This window comes from Actinospineispora spinosispora DSM 44797 (genome assembly GCF_000429025.1).
Taxonomy (GTDB): Bacteria; Actinomycetota; Actinomycetes; order Mycobacteriales; family Pseudonocardiaceae; genus Pseudonocardia; species Pseudonocardia spinosispora.
The window spans coordinates 20,737-38,103 of the sequence record NZ_AUBB01000033.1; the positions used below are offsets into that span (position 1 = coordinate 20,737).

Annotated in this window: 21 protein-coding genes; 14 read left to right on the forward strand and 7 right to left on the reverse strand. The window is 70.8% G+C overall.

The window, feature by feature from the left end; genetic code table 11:
* The first annotated feature begins 93 nt into the window (after positions 1-93).
* The 6 genes from G406_RS47355 (at position 94) to G406_RS0116290 (ending at position 5,647) form a co-directional block, all read left to right on the forward strand.
* A complete protein-coding gene (locus G406_RS47355; protein WP_051342191.1) occupies positions 94-1,233 on the forward strand; it encodes a protein kinase family protein in 1,140 nt (379 codons plus the stop codon).
* Positions 1,234-1,263: 30 nt separating this feature from the next.
* Positions 1,264-2,205: a MerR family transcriptional regulator gene (locus G406_RS0116270; RefSeq protein ID WP_051342192.1), complete on the forward strand. Its 942-nt coding sequence runs from the start codon at positions 1,264-1,266 to the stop codon at positions 2,203-2,205.
* A 179-nt stretch (positions 2,206-2,384) separates the two neighbouring features.
* Positions 2,385-2,645, forward strand: a complete 261-nt coding sequence (locus tag G406_RS0116275) for a DUF3099 domain-containing protein (RefSeq protein WP_281172455.1) — start codon at positions 2,385-2,387, stop codon at positions 2,643-2,645.
* A gap of 64 nt (positions 2,646-2,709) precedes the next feature.
* Positions 2,710-4,293 carry a cytochrome bc1 complex cytochrome b subunit gene (qcrB, locus tag G406_RS47360; protein ID WP_051342193.1) on the forward strand — a complete coding sequence of 528 codons (1,584 nt, stop codon included), beginning with the start codon at positions 2,710-2,712 and terminating at the stop codon, positions 4,291-4,293.
* Positions 4,290-4,757: an SRPBCC family protein gene (locus G406_RS0116285; RefSeq protein WP_028934646.1), complete on the forward strand. Its 468-nt coding sequence runs from the start codon at positions 4,290-4,292 to the stop codon at positions 4,755-4,757. The genes qcrB and G406_RS0116285 overlap by 4 nt, the downstream gene beginning before the upstream one ends.
* Complete coding sequence (locus G406_RS0116290) at positions 4,754-5,647, forward strand: NAD(P)H-binding protein (protein WP_028934647.1); 894 nt, start codon at positions 4,754-4,756, stop codon at positions 5,645-5,647. The genes G406_RS0116285 and G406_RS0116290 overlap by 4 nt, the downstream gene beginning before the upstream one ends.
* Here the strand turns inward: G406_RS0116290 and G406_RS0116295 are convergent.
* Positions 5,633-6,232 carry a TetR/AcrR family transcriptional regulator gene (locus G406_RS0116295; RefSeq protein ID WP_245607134.1) on the reverse strand — a complete coding sequence of 200 codons (600 nt, stop codon included), beginning with the start codon at positions 6,230-6,232 and terminating at the stop codon, positions 5,633-5,635. The genes G406_RS0116290 and G406_RS0116295 overlap by 15 nt on opposite strands.
* Positions 6,233-6,311: 79 nt before the next feature.
* Between G406_RS0116295 and G406_RS47365 the strand changes: the two genes are divergently transcribed.
* The 4 genes from G406_RS47365 to G406_RS47370 all read left to right on the forward strand — a co-directional run bounded on the left by G406_RS47365 (position 6,312) and on the right by G406_RS47370 (position 8,244).
* Entirely contained in the window at positions 6,312-6,755 is a 444-nt protein-coding gene (locus G406_RS47365) for an ester cyclase (RefSeq protein ID WP_037076973.1), read from the forward strand.
* The gene (locus G406_RS0116305; RefSeq protein ID WP_037076975.1) at positions 6,755-7,219 is read left to right on the forward strand and encodes a DUF3237 domain-containing protein; all 465 of its coding nucleotides are present in this window, start codon (positions 6,755-6,757) and stop codon (positions 7,217-7,219) included. Before G406_RS47365 ends, G406_RS0116305 begins: the two co-directional genes overlap by 1 nt.
* Positions 7,220-7,291: 72 nt before the next feature.
* A complete protein-coding gene (locus tag G406_RS56930) occupies positions 7,292-7,468 on the forward strand; it encodes a hypothetical protein (RefSeq protein WP_156934938.1) in 177 nt (58 codons plus the stop codon).
* A 50-nt stretch (positions 7,469-7,518) separates the two neighbouring features.
* Entirely contained in the window at positions 7,519-8,244 is a 726-nt protein-coding gene (locus G406_RS47370) for an alpha/beta hydrolase (RefSeq protein ID WP_211241172.1), read from the forward strand.
* Between the two features lie 95 nt (positions 8,245-8,339).
* Here the strand turns inward: G406_RS47370 and G406_RS55205 are convergent, their stop codons facing one another.
* Entirely contained in the window at positions 8,340-9,209 is an 870-nt protein-coding gene (locus G406_RS55205; protein WP_064742942.1) for a nuclear transport factor 2 family protein, read from the reverse strand.
* A 25-nt stretch (positions 9,210-9,234) separates the two neighbouring features.
* On the opposite strand from G406_RS55205, the gene G406_RS47380 reads away from it, so the two are divergent.
* A complete protein-coding gene (locus G406_RS47380) occupies positions 9,235-9,840 on the forward strand; it encodes a TetR/AcrR family transcriptional regulator (protein ID WP_051342195.1) in 606 nt (201 codons plus the stop codon).
* Positions 9,841-9,956: 116 nt separating this feature from the next.
* Here the strand turns inward: G406_RS47380 and G406_RS54080 are convergent, their stop codons facing one another.
* Positions 9,957-10,400, reverse strand: a complete 444-nt coding sequence (locus G406_RS54080; protein WP_028934650.1) for a MarR family winged helix-turn-helix transcriptional regulator — start codon at positions 10,398-10,400, stop codon at positions 9,957-9,959.
* A gap of 47 nt (positions 10,401-10,447) precedes the next feature.
* On the opposite strand from G406_RS54080, the gene G406_RS0116330 reads away from it, so the two are divergent.
* The 3 genes from G406_RS0116330 to G406_RS0116340 all read left to right on the forward strand — a co-directional run bounded on the left by G406_RS0116330 (position 10,448) and on the right by G406_RS0116340 (position 12,279).
* Positions 10,448-10,909 carry a hypothetical protein gene (locus G406_RS0116330; protein WP_028934651.1) on the forward strand — a complete coding sequence of 154 codons (462 nt, stop codon included), beginning with the start codon at positions 10,448-10,450 and terminating at the stop codon, positions 10,907-10,909.
* Between the two features lie 246 nt (positions 10,910-11,155).
* Positions 11,156-11,812 carry a DJ-1/PfpI family protein gene (locus tag G406_RS47390; protein WP_037076977.1) on the forward strand — a complete coding sequence of 219 codons (657 nt, stop codon included), beginning with the start codon at positions 11,156-11,158 and terminating at the stop codon, positions 11,810-11,812.
* A 41-nt stretch (positions 11,813-11,853) separates the two neighbouring features.
* Entirely contained in the window at positions 11,854-12,279 is a 426-nt protein-coding gene (locus G406_RS0116340; protein ID WP_028934652.1) for a PPOX class F420-dependent oxidoreductase, read from the forward strand.
* 534 nt (positions 12,280-12,813) lie between these two features.
* Here the strand turns inward: G406_RS0116340 and G406_RS0116345 are convergent.
* The 4 genes from G406_RS0116345 to G406_RS0116360 are packed head-to-tail and all read right to left on the reverse strand — an operon-like array spanning position 12,814 to position 17,274.
* Complete coding sequence (locus G406_RS0116345) at positions 12,814-13,977, reverse strand: M20 metallopeptidase family protein (RefSeq protein ID WP_028934653.1); 1,164 nt, start codon at positions 13,975-13,977, stop codon at positions 12,814-12,816.
* Positions 13,970-15,100 carry an amidohydrolase family protein gene (locus G406_RS0116350; protein WP_028934654.1) on the reverse strand — a complete coding sequence of 377 codons (1,131 nt, stop codon included), beginning with the start codon at positions 15,098-15,100 and terminating at the stop codon, positions 13,970-13,972. The genes G406_RS0116345 and G406_RS0116350 overlap by 8 nt, the downstream gene beginning before the upstream one ends.
* Positions 15,090-16,382 (reverse strand): type I glutamate--ammonia ligase, encoded by a 1,293-nt coding sequence (locus G406_RS0116355; protein ID WP_037077003.1) that lies wholly within the window; start codon positions 16,380-16,382, stop codon positions 15,090-15,092. Before G406_RS0116355 ends, G406_RS0116350 begins: the two co-directional genes overlap by 11 nt.
* Positions 16,383-16,389: 7 nt before the next feature.
* The gene (locus tag G406_RS0116360) at positions 16,390-17,274 is read right to left on the reverse strand and encodes a MurR/RpiR family transcriptional regulator (protein ID WP_051342197.1); all 885 of its coding nucleotides are present in this window, start codon (positions 17,272-17,274) and stop codon (positions 16,390-16,392) included.
* Positions 17,275-17,367 lie beyond the last annotated feature (93 nt).

Consider the following 17,367-nt stretch of genomic DNA (forward strand, 5'->3'; position numbering starts at 1 on the left):
GTTGGCCATATGTAGGGGCCGTGGAGGTTTGTCAGCGTGAGTGTGGCCAGCGCTGCTTCCACGACGCCCGGGCTGTGCCGGGGGAAGTCAAGCGTGATCAACGAATTGCACAAGGGACCGACCGGATCGGCGACGGCGGTGCTGGTCCGCCGAGGGCCTGGCGCGACGCTCGCCGGCCGCTACCGACTGCTCGTCCAGGTCGGTGGCGACGAGTCGGCGGACGCCGAGTTCTGGCGCGCGAAGGACACGGTGTCCGGGCACGACGTCGGACTGACCGTGCTGTGCGACACCGGCAGGACCGACGGCGGCAGGCGCGCGGCGGACGTGCTGGACCGGGCGACGAGGTGGGGGCACTTCGAGCATCCAGGCTGTGCGCGCGTGCTGGAGGTGCTTCGCCACGACGGGACGGGGTACGACCAGCTGCCCACTGATGTGTACGGGCTCGCGGTCACCGAGTGGGTGAGCGGGCGCAGTCTCGCCGAGGCCGTCTCGGGTACGCCGCTGCGCACGGCCGCGGTGCTGGAGATGCTCGCGCCGCTCACCGAGGCGACGGTCGCCGCGCACCGCCAGGGACTGGTGCTCGGCTGCGCGCATCCGCAGCGCGTGCGGATCACCCCGTGGGGCGAGGCGCGGATCGCGTTCGCGCTGCCCGGACCGTCGGTGACCGCGGAGAGTGACGTCCGGGGTCTCGGCGCGATCCTGTACGCACTGTTGACCGGACTGTCCGGGACCAACACGAACGCCGCCCGGCTGACCGGTCTCACCCCGGCACCCCGGGACGCGCTGGGCACCCCGGTGTCGCCCGACACGCTCCGCCCCGGTGTGCCCGCCGAGGTGTCCGAGCTGGCGCTGGGCGCGCTCGGCGGCGCGACGCCGGGCCGGGTGCACACCGCGGCGGCGGTGCACACCGTGATCAGCGAGTTACTGGCCTCGGAGTCCGATGCGGTCCTGCCGCCACCGGACGACGGCGCGCCGGACGAGGTGTGGCAGCCCGACACGGCGGCCTGGGTGAAGACCGACCGGTCGAGGAAACGCAAACTCTCCCTGGGCATGGGCGCGCTGCTGCTCGGCATGGTCGTGGCGCTCGGCTACCTCACGGTCCAGCTGGTGTTCTTCTTCGGCCTCACGCCGGCCTCACCTCCGAGGGTCGTGGTGCACGACACGGTCTCGGTGACCGCGCTACCGTTCAAGCTCCCACCCGTCTCCGCACCGGCGGGACGCCAGATCCGCTGACTTCGAGGCGCGGTCTGTCACGATGGTGGCGTGGTCGCGGAGAACGTCGCGGCGGACGCGGCCCCGGTGGCGGCGCGGACGCCCGGCTGGACAGCAGGAGCGGTGGCCCGCCATCTGGGCGTGGCCGCTTCGACGCTGCGCAGCTGGAGCCGCCGCTACGGGCTGGAGCCGACCGAGCACGCCTCGGGCCGGCATCGTCGCTACGGCGCCAACGACATCGCCCGGCTCGAGAAGATGTGCCAGCTCATCGCCCAGGGCGTCGCACCATCTGAGGCCGCCCACTGGGTGCAGCACCAGCCCGTGACGACCGCCGCACCCGTCGCCGAGCCCGATCGGCCGCGCTCACCGGGCGCGACGCGCGCCGTGGCCGGGCTGGTGAGCGCGGCGCTGAGACTGGACAGCATCGCGATCAGCGCCGCGGTCGCCGAGCACCTCCGGGTGCACGGCGTGATCGACACCTGGGACACGATCTGCCTGCCCGCGGTCACCGAGCTGGGCCTGCGGACCGCCGCGTCGGGCGAGTGCATCGACGCCGAGCACCTGCTCACCTGGGCCATCACCGCCGCGCTGCACCGGGTGTCCCCCGGCGAGGCCCGGCCCGGTGGGCGGAGCGCACTGCTGGCCTGCGCCGAGGACGAACGGCACACCCTGGGTCTCGACGCGCTGTGCGCGGCGTTGACCGAACGTGGGGTGCTGGTCCGGATGCTCGGCGCGGCGACCCCATCGGACACGCTCGCGGACGCGGTGCGCCGCATCACCCCCGCGGCGGTGGTCGTGTGGGCGCAGACCCCTCGGACCGCGCGCGCCTCCGCCCTGCGTGCCCTGACCTCGGGCTCCTCGACCGCCACGACGATCATCGCCGCCGGCTCCGGCTGGGCCGAGCAGCGCCTCCCGTCCGAGGTCATCCTGGCCGACTCCCTGCGCGAGGCGGTCCTGCTCACCCTGGGAGCAACCCACCCCGCCACGACCTGAGCCTCCACCCTCGTGAGTGCTGAGTATGGCTATAGCCACACCCAACACTCACGAACTGACCGGGTGGTTCGTTGCGGAAACGACGCAGGAGCACTTCAACGGCGTAGGGTTCAGGATTCCAGCCCCCACTAACCGGAGGTGGGCAGATCAGTCGATCCCCACGCCAGCCGGCGGCCGTCATCACCGACGCCGCCCGGTCCTACGACGACGAGCTGGCCACCCGCAAGCGTCGGTACGGCATGCTCATGGCGTTCCGCATCCCGTGCTTGATCGTCGGTGCGCTGCTCTACAACACCCCGTGGCTCGCGGCGGCCGTCATCTGCCTGTCGATCCCGCTGCCCTGGATGGCGGTGCTCATCGCCAACGACCGGTTGCCGCGCAGCCGGTCGACCTTTCAGCGCGCACCGGAAGGGCCAGGTCAGCGCCAAATCGATGCGTAAGCGATGCATGACTGCGCAACTTGTGCAACGCTTGTCTCCTGCCGACATGTGAGGAGGCGGGGTCATGAGCGGTCTCACGACACCGACGCGCTCGTCGGGCGCGGCACGGGCGAAGGTCGCCGGGGCGCTGGACGAGCTCGACCAGCGCTACCACCCCGCCGCCGGCCTGCGCAGACAGTTCAACAAGGTCTTCCCGACGCACTGGTCGTTCATGCTGGGCGAGATCGCGCTGTACAGCTTCATCGTGCTGCTGCTGTCCGGCACCTGGCTGGGGCTGTTCTTCGACCCGTCGATGCGCGAGGTCACCTACGGCGGCTCGTTCGACAACCTGCGCGGCCTGTCGATGTCCCGGGCCTACGAGAGCGCGCTGCAGATCTCCTTCGACGTGCGCGGCGGGCTGTTCGTCCGCCAGGTGCACCACTGGGCGGCGCTGCTGTTCCTCGCCTCGATGCTCGTGCACATGTTCCGGACGTTCTTCACCGGCGCCTTCCGCAAACCGCGCGAGACCAACTGGGTCATCGGCGTGGTGCTGATCCTGGTCGGCATGTTCGAGGGGTTCAGCGGTTACTCGCTGCCCGACGACCTGCTGTCCGGCACCGGGCTGCGCATCGGTTCGGGCATCACGCTGTCGGTTCCGGTCATGGGGACCTGGGTGCACTGGGCGCTGTTCGGTGGCGAGTTCCCCGGCACCGAGATCATCCCGAGGCTCTACATCGTGCACGTGTTCCTGCTGCCGGGGCTGCTGCTCGCGCTGATCGCGGTCCACGTCGGGCTGGTCTGGTACCAGAAGCACACGCAGTTCCCCGGGCCCGGCCGCACCGAGCGCAACGTCGTCGGCGTCCGCATCCTGCCGGTGTTCGCGGCGAAGGGCGGGGCGTTCCTGCTCGCCTGCGTCGGCGTCATCTGCCTGATGGCGGGGCTGTTCCAGATCAACCCGATCTGGAACTTCGGGCCGTACAACCCCGCGCACATCTCGGCCGGTTCACAACCCGACTGGTACATGGGCTTCACCGACGGCATGCCCCGGCTGTGGCCACCATGGGAGCTGCAGATCGGTGACTACCTGGTGCCGGCGGTGTTCATCCCGACCGCGCTGTTCATCCCGTTGATCTTCACCCTCGCCGGCGCCTACCCGTCGATCGAGCGGCGGTTCACCGGGGACCGTGCGAGCCACAACCTGCTGCAGCGCCCCCGGGACGTCCCGGTGCGCACGTCGCTGGGTGTCATGGCGATCGTCTTCTACGCGTGGCTGCTCGCGGCGTCGGGCAACGACATCATCGCGTTGAAGTTCGCTATCTCGCTCAACGCGATGACCTGGATCGGCCGAATCGGGCTGTTCCTGTTGCCGCCGCTGGCCTACTGGGTCACCTACCGGTTCTGCGTCGGGCTGCAGCGCGGCGATCGTGCGGTGCTGGAGCACGGGATCGAGACCGGCATCATCACCCGGCTACCCAGCGGCGCGTTCGTCGAGATCCACCAGCCGCTGGGCGGGATCGACTCCGACGGTCATCCGGTCGAGCTGGCCTACCAGGGTGCCCCGGTCCCGAAACGCATGAACCAGCTCGGCGCGGCCGGCCACCCCCGGCCTGGTTCGCTGCTGAGTCCCGACCCCGAGAAATCCGTCGTGAGACAAGGACCCCGCCGATGATCGCTCTCGAACGGACCGCCCGGACCGAAGGCCCGGTCGATGCGGTCGTCGAGTTCCTGGCCGACTTCGCCCACGCCGAGCTGTGGGACTCCGGCACCGTCAGCTGCACCCGCATCGACCCCGGGCCGATCACGGTCGGGACGCGGTGGCGCAACGTCTCCCGGTTCCGAGGCAAGGAGACCGAGCTGACCTACACCCTGGTCCGCCGCGAACCCGCGCGGCTGACCTTCACCGGTGAGAACAAGACCGTGCGGTCGAGCGACGACCTCGTGTTCGTCGAGGAGGACGGCGGCACCCGCATCCACTACCGGGCGCGGTTCGCGTTCACCGGACTGGCCATGCTCGCCGAACCGTTCCTCAAGGGCGCACTGAACTCACTCGCCGACGACACGATCGCCCAGCTGGGCACGGTCCTGGACCAGCGGTGGCCCCGTCCGCTGGAACGGCCGGGGGCGACCGCGTGAAGGTCCTGGTGGCCGGCTCGTCCGGGTTCATCGGTACGCGCCTGTGCCCCGCGCTGGAGCAGACCGGGCACACCGTGCGCGCCATGACCCGGCGCCCGGACTCCTACACCGGTGCCGGCGAGGCGGTGCACGGTGACATCGGCGACGCCGACTCGCTGCGCGGCGCGCTCACCGGCTGCGACGCCGCCTACTACCTGGTGCATTCGCTCGGCGAGAACGACTTCGAGCGGCGCGACGCCGAGGCCGCGTCCCGGTTCGGGCAGGTCGCGGCCGAGGTGGGGGTCGAGCGGATCGTCTATCTCGGCGGTCTCGGCGACGACCGCGACGAGCTGTCCGCGCACCTGCGCAGCAGGCGCGAGGTGGAGACACTACTCGGTGACGGCGGTGTCCCGGTGACGGTGCTGCGCGCCGGGATCATCGTCGGCCACGGCGGCATCTCCTGGGAGCTGACCCGGCAGCTGGTGGAGCACCTGCCGGCGATGATCACCCCGCGCTGGGTGCGGACCAGGACCCAGCCGATCGCGGTCGCCGACGTCGTGCGCTACCTGGTCGGGGTGCTCGACAAGCCGGAGGCGGCCGGTCGCTCGTTCGACATCGGTGGGCCGGACGTGCTGGCCTACGTCGACATGATGCGCAGGGTCGCGGCGATCCAGGGCAGGCGACGGCTGATCGTGCCGGTTCCGCTGCTGACCCCTCGACTGTCGTCGCTGTGGCTGCGGCTGATCACCGACGTGGACCCGGGGACCGGGCGGTCGCTGATCGATTCGATGGCCAACGAGGTCGTGGTGCGCGACGACGCCATCCGCTCGATCGTCGGGTTCGAACCGATGAGCTACGACGAGGCGGTGCGCACGGCGTTGGACGAGCGGCGCAGGTCAGTGCCGGAGTAGTCCGTCGAGAACGCGGCGGACCTTGGCCACCGCGCCGGTGTCGCCCAGACGCAGCGCGGTGTTCGCCGCGCGCAGCACGGCGTCGATCTGGAACGCGGCGAGCTCGGTGTCGAGGTCGGCGATCTCACCCGCGTCGACGGCAGCGCGCAGCTCCGCCATGAGGCCGGCGCGCCACGCCTCCTGGTCCGAGGCCAGCGCGTCACGAACCGGGCCGGGGCGGCTGTCGAAGTCCGCGATGTTCGCCACCCAGAAGCACCCGCCGGGGAACAGTGGCGTCTCGACGTAGCGAATCCAGCTCTCGACCAGCGCGCGCAGCCGCTCGACGCCGGGCGGCACGTCCAGCACGGGCCGGACGACCGCCTCGACGAACTCCTCGCGCGCCCGGTCGATCGCGGCGAGCTGCAGCGCTTCCTTCGTGCCGAACAGTGCCTGGACGCCGCTCTTGCTCAGCCCGAGGTCGGTCGCGAGCCTGCCGATGCTCAGCCCGGTGAGCCCCTCGACCGACGCCACATCGACGGCGTGGCGGGTGATGGTCCGTCTCGCTCGGGTTCCGCGCACGAGACGCTGGTCAGGACGTTCGCTCATCGACCGCATCCTCCCACGCCGCTTGAACTAACTATACGACCGGTCGTATAGTTAGTTCAACACGACGAAGGAGAGCACCATGGACAACCGGCGAATGTTCGAGCTGGCACAAGGGCTGGCCGTGGCGAAGAGCAAGCGGGACGTGCCCTCGGCACTGACGTTCCTGCACCGCGACATGGTCCTGGAGTCCGCGTTCGGGACGACGGCGAAGGGTCTCGCCGAGAACGCGAACGCGCTGACCGCTTTCTTCGCCGTGTTTCCCGACTACGAGGTCGCCCTCCACGGTCACGCCGACGACGGTGAGACGCTGGTCTGCTGGGGCACCGCGCGGATGACCATGACCGGCGAGGCGTTCGGTGTCTCCCCCAACGGCACCCGGGCCGAGCTGCCGGTGTTCATCCAGTTCGCCTTCGCCGACGACCTGATCGCGAGCGAACGGTTCTTCTTCGACCTGTCGTCGCTGTGTGCCCAGTCCGGCGTCTCGACCGACGCCGTGCGCCGCACGCTGTTCGGGGAGAACTGATGGACCCGCGGATCAAGGCAGTCGCTGAGATCAAGACCGTTCCGCTGTTCGACGTCGTGGTCGACCTGGCCGCGCCGCTCGACTTCGGGGAGGGCGCGTTCGGCAGGCGAATCCTCTTCGGCGCGACCGGCGGTTCGTTCGAAGGACCCCGGCTGCACGGCACCGTAGTGGCCGGCGGTGGCGGAGACTGGGCGCTGTTCCGCTCCGACGGCGCGATGCTGCTGGATGTGCGGCTGACGCTGCGCACACACGACGACGCCCTCGTGCACATGACCTACGGCGGCCGCTGGCTCACCCCGCCGCGAACCGGAGGTGAACCGACCGGCCCGGACGACTACTTCCGGACGAACCCGCTGTTCGAGACCGGCTCGCCGCAGTACGCGTGGTTGAACGACATCGTCTGCGTGGGCTCGGGATACCTGGTCGACGGAGGGGTCGCCTACCACGTGAGTCAGGTGCTGTGACCTCCGTCGCTGTGCTGTTGACATCACCATTTGTGCGTTTCAACCGGAAATGGGGCGGGTATCTCGGGCGGCATGAAGGAGCCAGCGGAAACTGACTCGGCCGCCCGGGCCGCCGAGGATGTGGGCCGCCTGCTCAATCGCCCGGGTCTCCGTGAGCTGGCTCAGCTCGCACTACGGGTGGCGAAAGACCTCGGCACGGTCTCCACGGCCGGTGCCGCCGGTCCCCGCAGGCCCAGCGAGTCCAGCTGAGCCGCTGAATTCCGCTGTCCTCACGGGTTCCGGCCTGTTGTAGTAGCGCCATGCCTGCCCCGCACATGCAGCCTTTTGTGCTCTCCCCCGAGCCCGCTGACCGTGAACGTCGAGGCACGATCGACGTCCACACCGCGCCCGGTTCCTCCGGTGGACGGCGCCCGGTGGTGGTCTTCGTGCACGGCGGCCCGATCCCGCCCGGCATGGAACCGGGGCCGAGGGACTGGCCGACGTTCCTCGGCTACGGCGCGCTCGCCGCGGCGTCCGGGCTGATCGGCGTGACGATCGAGCACCGGCTGCGGGCCACGACCGACTACCCGGTCGCGGCGAAGGACGTCGAGTCGGCCGTCGAGCAGGCCCGCGGCCTCGACGGCGTCGACCCGGATGCGGTCGCGCTGTGGTTCTTCTCCGGCGGTTCCCTGCTCGCGGCCGACTGGCTCGCGGCCCCACCGCCGTGGCTGCGCTGTGTCGCGTTCACCTATCCGGCGCTCACACCACCGCCCGGATGGGGTGTCGAGTCCCGGTTCGACGTGGCCGCCTCGGTGACGTCCCCGTCACCGAAGCTGCTGCTCACCCGGGTCGGCCACGAGTTCCCGGAGTTCGTGCCCGGGCAGGACGCGTTCGTGGCCGCCGCCGGCCCCGGGCTGGAGATCATCGAGGTCCCGGACGGGCAGCACGGCTTCGACAGCGCCGACCACACCGAACAGTCCCGGTCAGCCGTCACCCGGGCGATGACCTGGGTCGCCGAAGCCCTGCACAGCCCGTCCGGGCGGTGACCGCCCCCTTGCGTCCCCAGCTCACAGCTCGTGAGTGTTGAGGCTTGCTATAGCCAGCCTCAACACTCACGATCCCCTGGGACACGAGCCGCGGCTCAACGCCTAGGCAGGGCCGAGAACCCGGCGAGCGCGAAGAGCGCCGCGGCGCCGCCGAGCAGCACCTTGCCTCGCCCGGTCACGCCGCCGCGCCTGCTGAGCAGGACCGCGCCCGCGTCGATGACGTCCGCGACCACCCCCAGCCGCAGGCCCGTGCCGCGCACGGCGGGGTCGGCACTCAAGGTGGCGGCGGCGAGTGCCGCGTCCCGGATGCCGAACATCCGGCCGACCGCCGTGTCGACGCCGTCGCCGGAGCGATCGCCACCGGAGGACAGGACCGTCGCGGCGAGACTGGGGCGGGCGACGGTCGTCAGCCCGACCACCATCCGGGTCACACCGAGGGCTCGGGTCATCTGTCGGCTGTAGTCGCTGGTCATCGCTTCTCCTTCGGATCGTGGCGTCAGGAACTTCCGTCGGCCGAGCACCGGGCCGACGCCGGAGCGCCACCACGGCAGCCACGCGCCCGGCCGGGTCAGCAAGGTGGCGGCCACCGGGGTCGGGTCGAGATAGGAGTCCCTGCGGACGACCACGCCTCGGCTCAGGTCGAGCTCCAGGCGGTCGGTCGCGGTGAAGGTCAGCTCCCGCCCACCCGCCGTGCCGCTGACCCGCATGTGGATGAACACGACGTCGTCGCGGCCGGCCCAGCTGAGGACCTCACCGCGCACGTCCGGGAGGAACGCCAGCAGCCGCGCGACCTCGTCGCGCCACAGCTGGGCGCCCCGGCCGCACCGCAGGAACGGCTGGTTGAGCACGACGTCGGCGTCGAGCAGCTCGTCCCAGGCGTCCGGTGTCGGGTCGAGCCAGCCCCGGGCGAATGCATCGACGACCTGTTCGTGAACCTCGATACTCTGCACATCGCTGATACTCACAGTATCGCACTGTACTGTAGGTATCGTGACTGACGTCAAGCCCCAACGCCTGGAATACGTGCAGCAGACCCGCGACGCCGTGCTGCGCGCCGCCGAGCAGCTGTTCATCGAGCGCGGGTACCAGGCGACGTCCCTGGACGCGGTGGGCGCGACGGCGCGGTTCACCAAGGGCGCGGTCTACCGCCACTTCAAGGACAAGCAGACCCTGTTCGAGGCGGTGTTCGCCCAGGTCGCGACCGACACCATGACCACGTTGATCGCCGAGGTGGGGCAGGCCGAAGGGCCCGACGAGCTCTGGCGGTTCGCGATCGACGCCATGACCAAGTACCTCGAGGCCAGCGCGACCGACCGGTACCGGCGCATCGTGCTCGAGGAAGGCCCGGCCGCGCTCGGCTGGTCCCGCTGGCGCGAGCTCGACCGCCAGTACGCGGGCCGGCTGCTGGATCAGCTGGTGGAGCAGGTGATGACCGAGGGGCTACTCGCTCGCCGCCCGGTCGAACCGCTGTCCCGGCTGTGCTGCGCGGCGATCGGCGAGGGCGCCCTCATGGTCGCCGAGGCCGACGACCCGGAGCAGACCCTGCGCGAGCTGGTCGACCTGCTGACCGCGATGCTGTCCGGCCTGCGCGCCTAGCGTCCCGAACCCCAGGGGCCCACTTTGCGTACGTTCGTGCTGCGTCGCACATGTCCGGACGTGTGCGACACAGCACGAAGGTGCGCAGAGTTGCCCGAAAGGCCCCCGCGCACCCCTCAGCGGGACGGGGGCTTCGTGTTCGCGGCGAGGATTGCGTCCAGTGCGGCTCGCTGGTCCTCGTCGAACGGCCCGAGGAACTCGCCGTCGAGGTCCGCGACGATGGTGCGCACCTTGGCGAGCAGCTCCCGGCCGGACGTGGTGATCTCCAGTTGCGCGGCGCGCCCCTGCCCCGACGAGGTACGACTCACCGCGCCCAGACTCTCCAGCGCGCGGACAGTGGCGAGCATGCTCGGCGCCGTGACGCCGGAGCGCCGGGCGAGGTCGCTGTAGGACAGGTCCGGCCGGTGCGAGAGATGCCCCAGTGCGCCGAGATGACGCATGGTCAGGCCGAGCTCGGCCAGCTCGGCCTCCAGCTTGCGCTGCATCTCCCGGCCGACGGCGATCAGCCGCATCGTCGTCGAGAACACCAGTAGCGGCGCTCGGGTCTCGGTCTCCCCCACGGCCAAAAGGCTAGCTTGAAGCCACACTTATAGCTAGACTACAAGTTGTGAAAGCGTTCCTCCTGTCGATCCACGTGCTGGCATCGATCATCTTCATCGGACCGGTCACGGTCGCCACCAGCCTGTTCCCCCGTTACGCGCGTGCGGCGGTGGACGGTTCGGACCGAGCACGCGGCGTGCTCGACCTGCTGCACCGGATCAGCCGGAGCTACGCGGTGCTCGGGGTCAGCGTCCCGGTGTTCGGTATCGCCGTCGGGGCGGCGCTCGGGGTGTTGCTGCAGTCCTGGCTGGTGGTCTCGATGGCCCTCACGGCGGTGGCGGCCGGCCTGCTCGCGCTCGTGCTGCTGCCCGGCCAGGCCGCTGTCGTCGACCTCCTCGACGGTGGCGGCGACCCGTCGCCGGTGCTGGCTCGGATGAGCATGGTCGCCGGATTGTTTGCGCTGACCTGGGCGGTCGTGGTCGTCCTGATGATCATCCGCCCCGGTTCGACCACGGGGGTGGCGCACTGAAGTGCCAGTGCAAGCCGTCGTACAGCCGGCTCCGCGAGTCTCCGATAGGAGATCCGGCGAAGGCCGGCGCCGTGAATGTCCGCAACCAGACTCGCCAGCTGTCAGGGCGGCTCCCAAGGTTCCAACAAGCGCGCTCAGCGACGGAGGAGCTGTTTTTTTCTGGGAGTACCCCAGCGAGCGTTAGCGAGCCGGGGTGGTCACAGAAAAACTCCGCGCGAAACAGGCCCAACGATAAGGAGATGTCGCATGACTCAGATCGCGTTCGTGTTAGCCCCCGGCGTCACCGCGCTGGACGTCGTCGGACCCTACGAGCTGCTCCGGCTGTTGCCGGACGCCGAGGTCCGGTTCGTCAGCCATGAACCGGGTCCGGTCCTCACCGACGGCGGGGTGCTGTCGCTGGTTGCGAGCCATTCCTTCGCCGAGACGCCGTCGCCGGACATCGTGCTCGTCCCGGCCGTGAGTGTGCAGGACGCCCGGGTGGGTGAGCTGGTCGACTGGCTGCGCGGCGTGCACGAGACGACCCGGTGGACGACCTCGGTGTGCGGCGGCGCGATCCTGCTCGCGATGGCCGGCATCCTCAACGGTCACCCCGCGACGACACACTGGGTGGCGCAGCCTCTGCTCTCGCAGTTCGGCGCCGAGTCCCGCCCGGAGGAACGCATCGTGCGTTCCGGCAGGATCGTCACCGCCGCGGGCGTCTCGGCCGGGATCGATCTGGCGTTGTGGCTGGTCGGCGAGCTGTACGGCGCGGAGCAGGCCGAGGTCGTGCAGTTGATGATCGAGTACGACCCCCAGCCGCCCTACGACTCCGGCCACGTCAGCAAGGCCTCAGCCCGTGTCCTGGAGCTGGCGACGGCCAGAATGGCGGAGCTCTACCCCGGGGAGTCCCAGCCACCCGAGTGATTTCGGGAACAGCGGGCAGCCCGCCGGGAGTTGTCCCGGACATGACGACATTCGACCCGTACGCACTGCTCGAGGAGAGCAGGCTCGGCATCCTGGCGACGATCAAGTCGGACGGCCGGCCGCAGCTCTCCCCTGTCATGCCCTACTACGACCGGTCGGCGGGGGTCATCCACGTCTCGATGACCGAGGGCCGCGCCAAGACCGTGAACCTGCGCCGGGACCCGAGAGCAACGCTCGAGGTCACCGGCGCCGACGGCCGGACCTGGGCCACCGCGGAGGGCGAAGCGACGATCACCGGCCCAGGGACGGATCCGCACGGCCCCGAGGTCGAGGCGCTGGTCACCTACTACCGCACCGCGGCGGGCGAACACCCCGACTGGGACGAGTACCGCGCGGCCATGGTCGCCGAGCGCAGAGTCCTGATGACGATGACGGTCGACCACATCTACGGATCCGACATCCGCTGACCCCATCCCACTCCGCGCACCTCCCGCCCACCCCGCGCACGTCCCGGCCACACCGCGCACGTCCCGCCCACACCGCGCTAGGTAGACACCGCGCGGTGTGGACGGAACGTGCGCGGGGTCGGCCGGTGTCAGCCTGGCCCACCGCACGTCAGTACCTGGCCCACGCGCCACGCACCCGGCCCACGCGCCACGCACCCGGCTCCGCACCGCGCACCTCCTGCCGACACCGCGCACCATCCGGTCAGACCGCGCGGTGTGCACCTAGCGCGGCGTGGACGGAACATGCGCGGTGTCAGCCTGGCTCGTCGCACGCCAGTACCTGGCCCACGCGCCACGCATCCGGCCCACGCGTCCTGGTCCGCGCCACGTGTCCGGCTCCGCGCCGCGCATCGCACGCCCAGACCGCGCACTTCACGCCCGACCTCGCACGTCGTACCGACCCCGCGCACCTTCCGGTCACAGCGCGCGGTGTGCACCTAGCGCGGGGTGGACGGGAGGTGCGCGGGGTGGAGGGGAGGTGCGCGGGGTGCGGTGTTATCGGGTCGGGGCGGGGTTGGTCAGGTGGTCGGCTGCTGCCAGGTAGGCGGCGAGCATCGTGGTCGCCACTCGGGCCAGGTCGGATTCGGTGGGCAGGAAGGTGTCGCTGTGCAGGGGGACGTCGGTGTCCGTGCCGACGAACAGCATCAGGGACGGCACCTGCTCGCCGTAGTAGGAGAAATCGTCGGCGCCCGCCGAGCGCAAGGTCTCGCAGACGGTCAGCCCTCGGCGCCGCAGCTGGCCGGCGGCCAGCTCGGCGAGGGCCGGGTCGTTCGTCAGCACCGGTTCGCCGTGGGTCACGCTGACCTTCGCCTCGCAGCCGTGCGCCCGCGCGACGCCCTCGGCCACCTCGGTGACCCGCTGGTGCAGCAGCAGCCTGGTCTCGGGCGACAGGGCGCGGATCGTGCCGGACGCGTGCGCGGTGCCCGGCACGACGTTCGCCGCGGCGCCCGCCCGCAGGGACGAGACGCCGACGACGGCGGGGCTCATCGGGTCGAGGTTCCTACTCACGATGCTCTGCACCGCGACGACGATCTGAGCGAGCGCATGCACCGGGTCGCGCGCGAGGTGCGGGTAGGCGGCATGGCCGGGCTCCCCGGTGACCAGCAGCTCGAACTCGTCGGAGGAGGCGTTGACCCCGCCGGGCACACACGCGACCACGTCCGGTGCGAGCACCGGCTGGACGTGCGCGCCGATCATTGCCGCGCACCCGTGCACGGCCAGCGCGCCGCTCTCCACGACGTCCCGCGCCCCCGACGGGTAGGACTCCTCGCGCGGCTGCAGCACCAGCAACAGCGGAGCCGGACCACCCACGGCGTGCACGGCGCGCGCGACCGCGACCGCCGCCGCGAGGTGGACGTCGTGCCCGCAGGCGTGCATCAACCCGGTGCGCCGCGACGCCCACTCGATGCCGGTCGTCTCGGTGACCTCGAGTGCGTCCAGCTCGGCGCGCAACCCGACGGCCGGCCCGGGCCCACCGATCCGCACGACCGCCCCGGTACCGGCGACCCCGGCCGAGCCGACCCCGGCGGGCAGAGCACTCAGCACCGTCTCTCGGGTCGCGCTCTCGTCGCCGGACACGTCCGGCGACGCGTGCAGCCGCCGACGCAACGCATGAGCCGCCGCGAGCTGCGCCGTCAGCTCGTCGAACAGATCAGTCATCACGCAGCCGATACACCCGCCGCGCGTTGTCCCCGCCGATCATCGCGGCCACCCGCACGGCGTCCGCCCGCGACCACTCCCCCTCCTCGACCCAGGCGTTCAGGGCTGCCGCCGTACCTCGACGCCACAGGACAGCACCCAGGTAGTGCAGCTCCGGCGGACCCCAGGCGTCGGAGGAGTACAGGATCTTGGCGAACGGGGCCAGCTCCATGCTCTCCGCGATGACCGCCGAGGACCGTGCGCCGGTGTAGTTGATCGCCAACCCGACGTCGAGGTACACGTGCGCGAAGGCCTGCGCGAGGTAGCCGGCGTTGCGATGGAACGGGTAGCAGTGCAGGAGCAGCACATCGGTCCCGGAGCCTTCGATGGCCTTGAGCCAGCGGGTCAGCAGCAGTGGGTCGCACCGGTGCAACTCGACGTCCGGGTCGCCGTAGCCGGCGTGCAGCTGCAGTGGCAACCCGGTGCGGACGCCCTCCCACAGCAGCATCCGCAGCAGTACCGGATCGTCGACGCGGGTGACGTCTCCGCTGCTCAGCCATGCGCCGGCGGCACGGTGAATCTCGGTGTCGGACGGCGGGTCGGGATCGAAGTCGAACCCGTACCGATAGGCGACGATGCTCTTCAGCCCGACAGCGCCGGCGGCTTGACTGGCCAGCTCGTCGCGGAACGCATCGACCAGCCCGCCGGCTGTGGCACCGGGCGCCACCGACTCCAGCACGGTCTCCAACCGGACGATCTCATCGACCCGGCCGTCCACGTGCTGCCGGATCCCGGCCGGGTCGAGGATCTCCGAGCCCCGGAACCCGGTCTCGACCAGCCAGTGCCCGGTGCCGCTGGCGCCGAGGAACCTCCTGGTCAGCTCATCGGGACTGAACTCGGCACGCGCCGCCCAGTAGTCCTCGGCCGGCGCGTGCACCGGCAGTCCGAGCAGCGGCGCGCAGTGCCGCCGGATGGCGATGCCGAGCTGGGAGTCGAACTGGGTCATCCACGGCGGCACCGGACGGTCCGACTCGGTGATGAACGACTCGAACCCGGCTCTGGTCACCGACCCGCGCAGCGGCCCGTGCACGTGGTGGTCGACCAGTGCGATGGCGTCGAGGTCGGCGCTGAGGTCAGTAGACATCGGCAACCCTCCGGCAGATCTGTTCGGCGGTGAGGCCCTCGACCACCGCCAGCTGCGCGCGGGTGACGTCGAGATGGGTGCGCACCAGGTCAGGATGGAACCAGCCGAGCACGGTCTCGTCACGCTCCAGCTCGCCCAGCGCCTCGGCCAGGGTGGCGGGCAGCGGGAGCACCTCGGCCAGCTGCGCCTCGGTCGTGTCCTCCGGCCAGACCATCGGCTCGTCCGTCTCCCCGAGGATGCCGTCGAGCCCGGCGCGGACCAGTGAGCCGAGTACCAGCCACGGGTTGGCGGTGGCGTCGGCGGCGCGGTACTCCAGGTTCAGTTGCTGATCGGCCCGCCCGCCACCGACCGTGCTGGTCGGGCAGATGCGCAGCAGCGCCTCCCGGTTGCGCTCGGCGAGGAAAACCCCGCCGACGCTCCACCGGTGCGGGGTCAGGCGCAGGAACGACGTCGGACTCGGCGCGGTGATCGCGGTCAGCGCGCGGGCGTGCGCGAGGATGCCGGCCGCGAACCGGGCGCCGACCTCGGACAGCCTGCCCGGACGGGTCTCGTCGAGCAGCACCGGCCGGCCGGTGCTCACGTCCCGGAGGGACAGGTGCAGGTGGACGCCGTTCCCGCTGCCTTCGGGATCGAGCAGCGGCGCGAAACTGACCCGATGGCCCCGGCGCCGCGCCAGGTCACGCACGAGCTCCTTGAGCAGCACCGCGCGGTCGGCCGCGACCAGGCCGTCGCACGGTTCGAGCGTGATCTCGAACTGGTTCTCCCCGTACTCGGGCAGCCAGGTCTCCGGCGCCAGCCCCACCTCGCCGAGCAGCTCGACCAGCTCGGTTCCGAAGGGCTCGACCGCGCGGTGCCGCGCGAAGGAGAACGGCGCGGTCGGCTCCAGGCCGGCGACCGTGAACTCGTGCTCGAACGAGGCCACGACCTCCAGCCCGACCCGTTCGCGCAGCTCGGCGAGCGCGGAGCGGGCGACCGTGCGTGGATCGCAGTGCCACGGCGTGCCGTCGGGCAGGGTCTGGTCGGCGAGGTAGAGCCGGACCGCCGGATGGCCGTCGCTCTCCGGGATGACCACGCCGGTCGCGCGGTCGGGCATCAACCGCAGGTCACCGGTCGAGCCGAAGACGTTGTCCTCCGCGATGCCGCCGAAGCAGGTCAGCGCCAGGTCCGCCGGTACCCAGCCGACGCCGCGACGCAGCACGGCGTCGTGCTCGGCGCCGGGAACCGAGCGGCCCCTGGTGAGCCCGGCGAGGTCGCAGGTCGCCACGAACACGGTGCCGGTCATGATCACCTCACCCACTGCCCGGTGGCCTGGACAGCGACTCGATCGCCCGCAGCCTGGTCCGCGCGGCCTCGCCCAGCTCCTCGGTGACGGCCGCGACGACGGTCTCCACCACCGCCATGGCCGGGACCAGCGAGTCGAACGGGCTCGGCGCCTCCACCCTGGACGGCAGCACGATCTCGGCGACCTGCGCGATCGGCGACATCCACGGGTCGGTGAACAGGACGACGTGCGCGCCACGCGCCGCCGCCTCGTGCGCGAAGAGCACCATCTCCTGGTCGTAGCGCCGGTAGTCGAACAGCACCAGCACGTCGCGCTGGCCCAGCTCCAGCAGCATCGTCATGCGCTCCAGCTCCGCCTCCGGCACACCGCGCACCGAGGAGCGGATCAGGACCAGATGGAAGGCCAGATAGTCGGCGAGCACCTGGCTGAACCGACCGCCGAGCAGGTGCAGATGCATCCGGGGATCACTCAGCAAGGCGACGGCCCGGTCGAACTCCGCATCGGGCAGCGCATCGAAAGAGCTGGTCAGGACCTCGGAGTAGTGCTTGGCGGCCGCTGAGGTCCCGCCCCGCTCCCCCGGCCCGCCGTCGGCTGCGGTGATCTGCCGCAGCGGTGAGCCCATCTCCTCGTGGACCTCCCGGATCAACGTGTCCTGGAACTCCCGGTAGTTGCCGAACCCCAGCTGGGTCAGGAAACGCAGCACCGTCGGCGCGCTGACGTGCGCGCGTTTCGCGAACTGCGCGACCGTCTCCAGACCCGCCGCCGGATAGGCCGCGAGCAGGGCACGCGCGACCTTCAGCTCACTGTGGCTCAGCTGCGCCAGACCACGGCGGGTGCGCTCGGCAACCGTCGCGGTGATCGGCGTACTCCCCGGACCGCTGTCCGTACTCATCCGTGCCTCCCCCCGAATCTTGTAACAAACCTACCAGAAACTCGTATTGACCGTCACTCTGTAATATGTCTAACATCGAATCCGTCCAGGCTC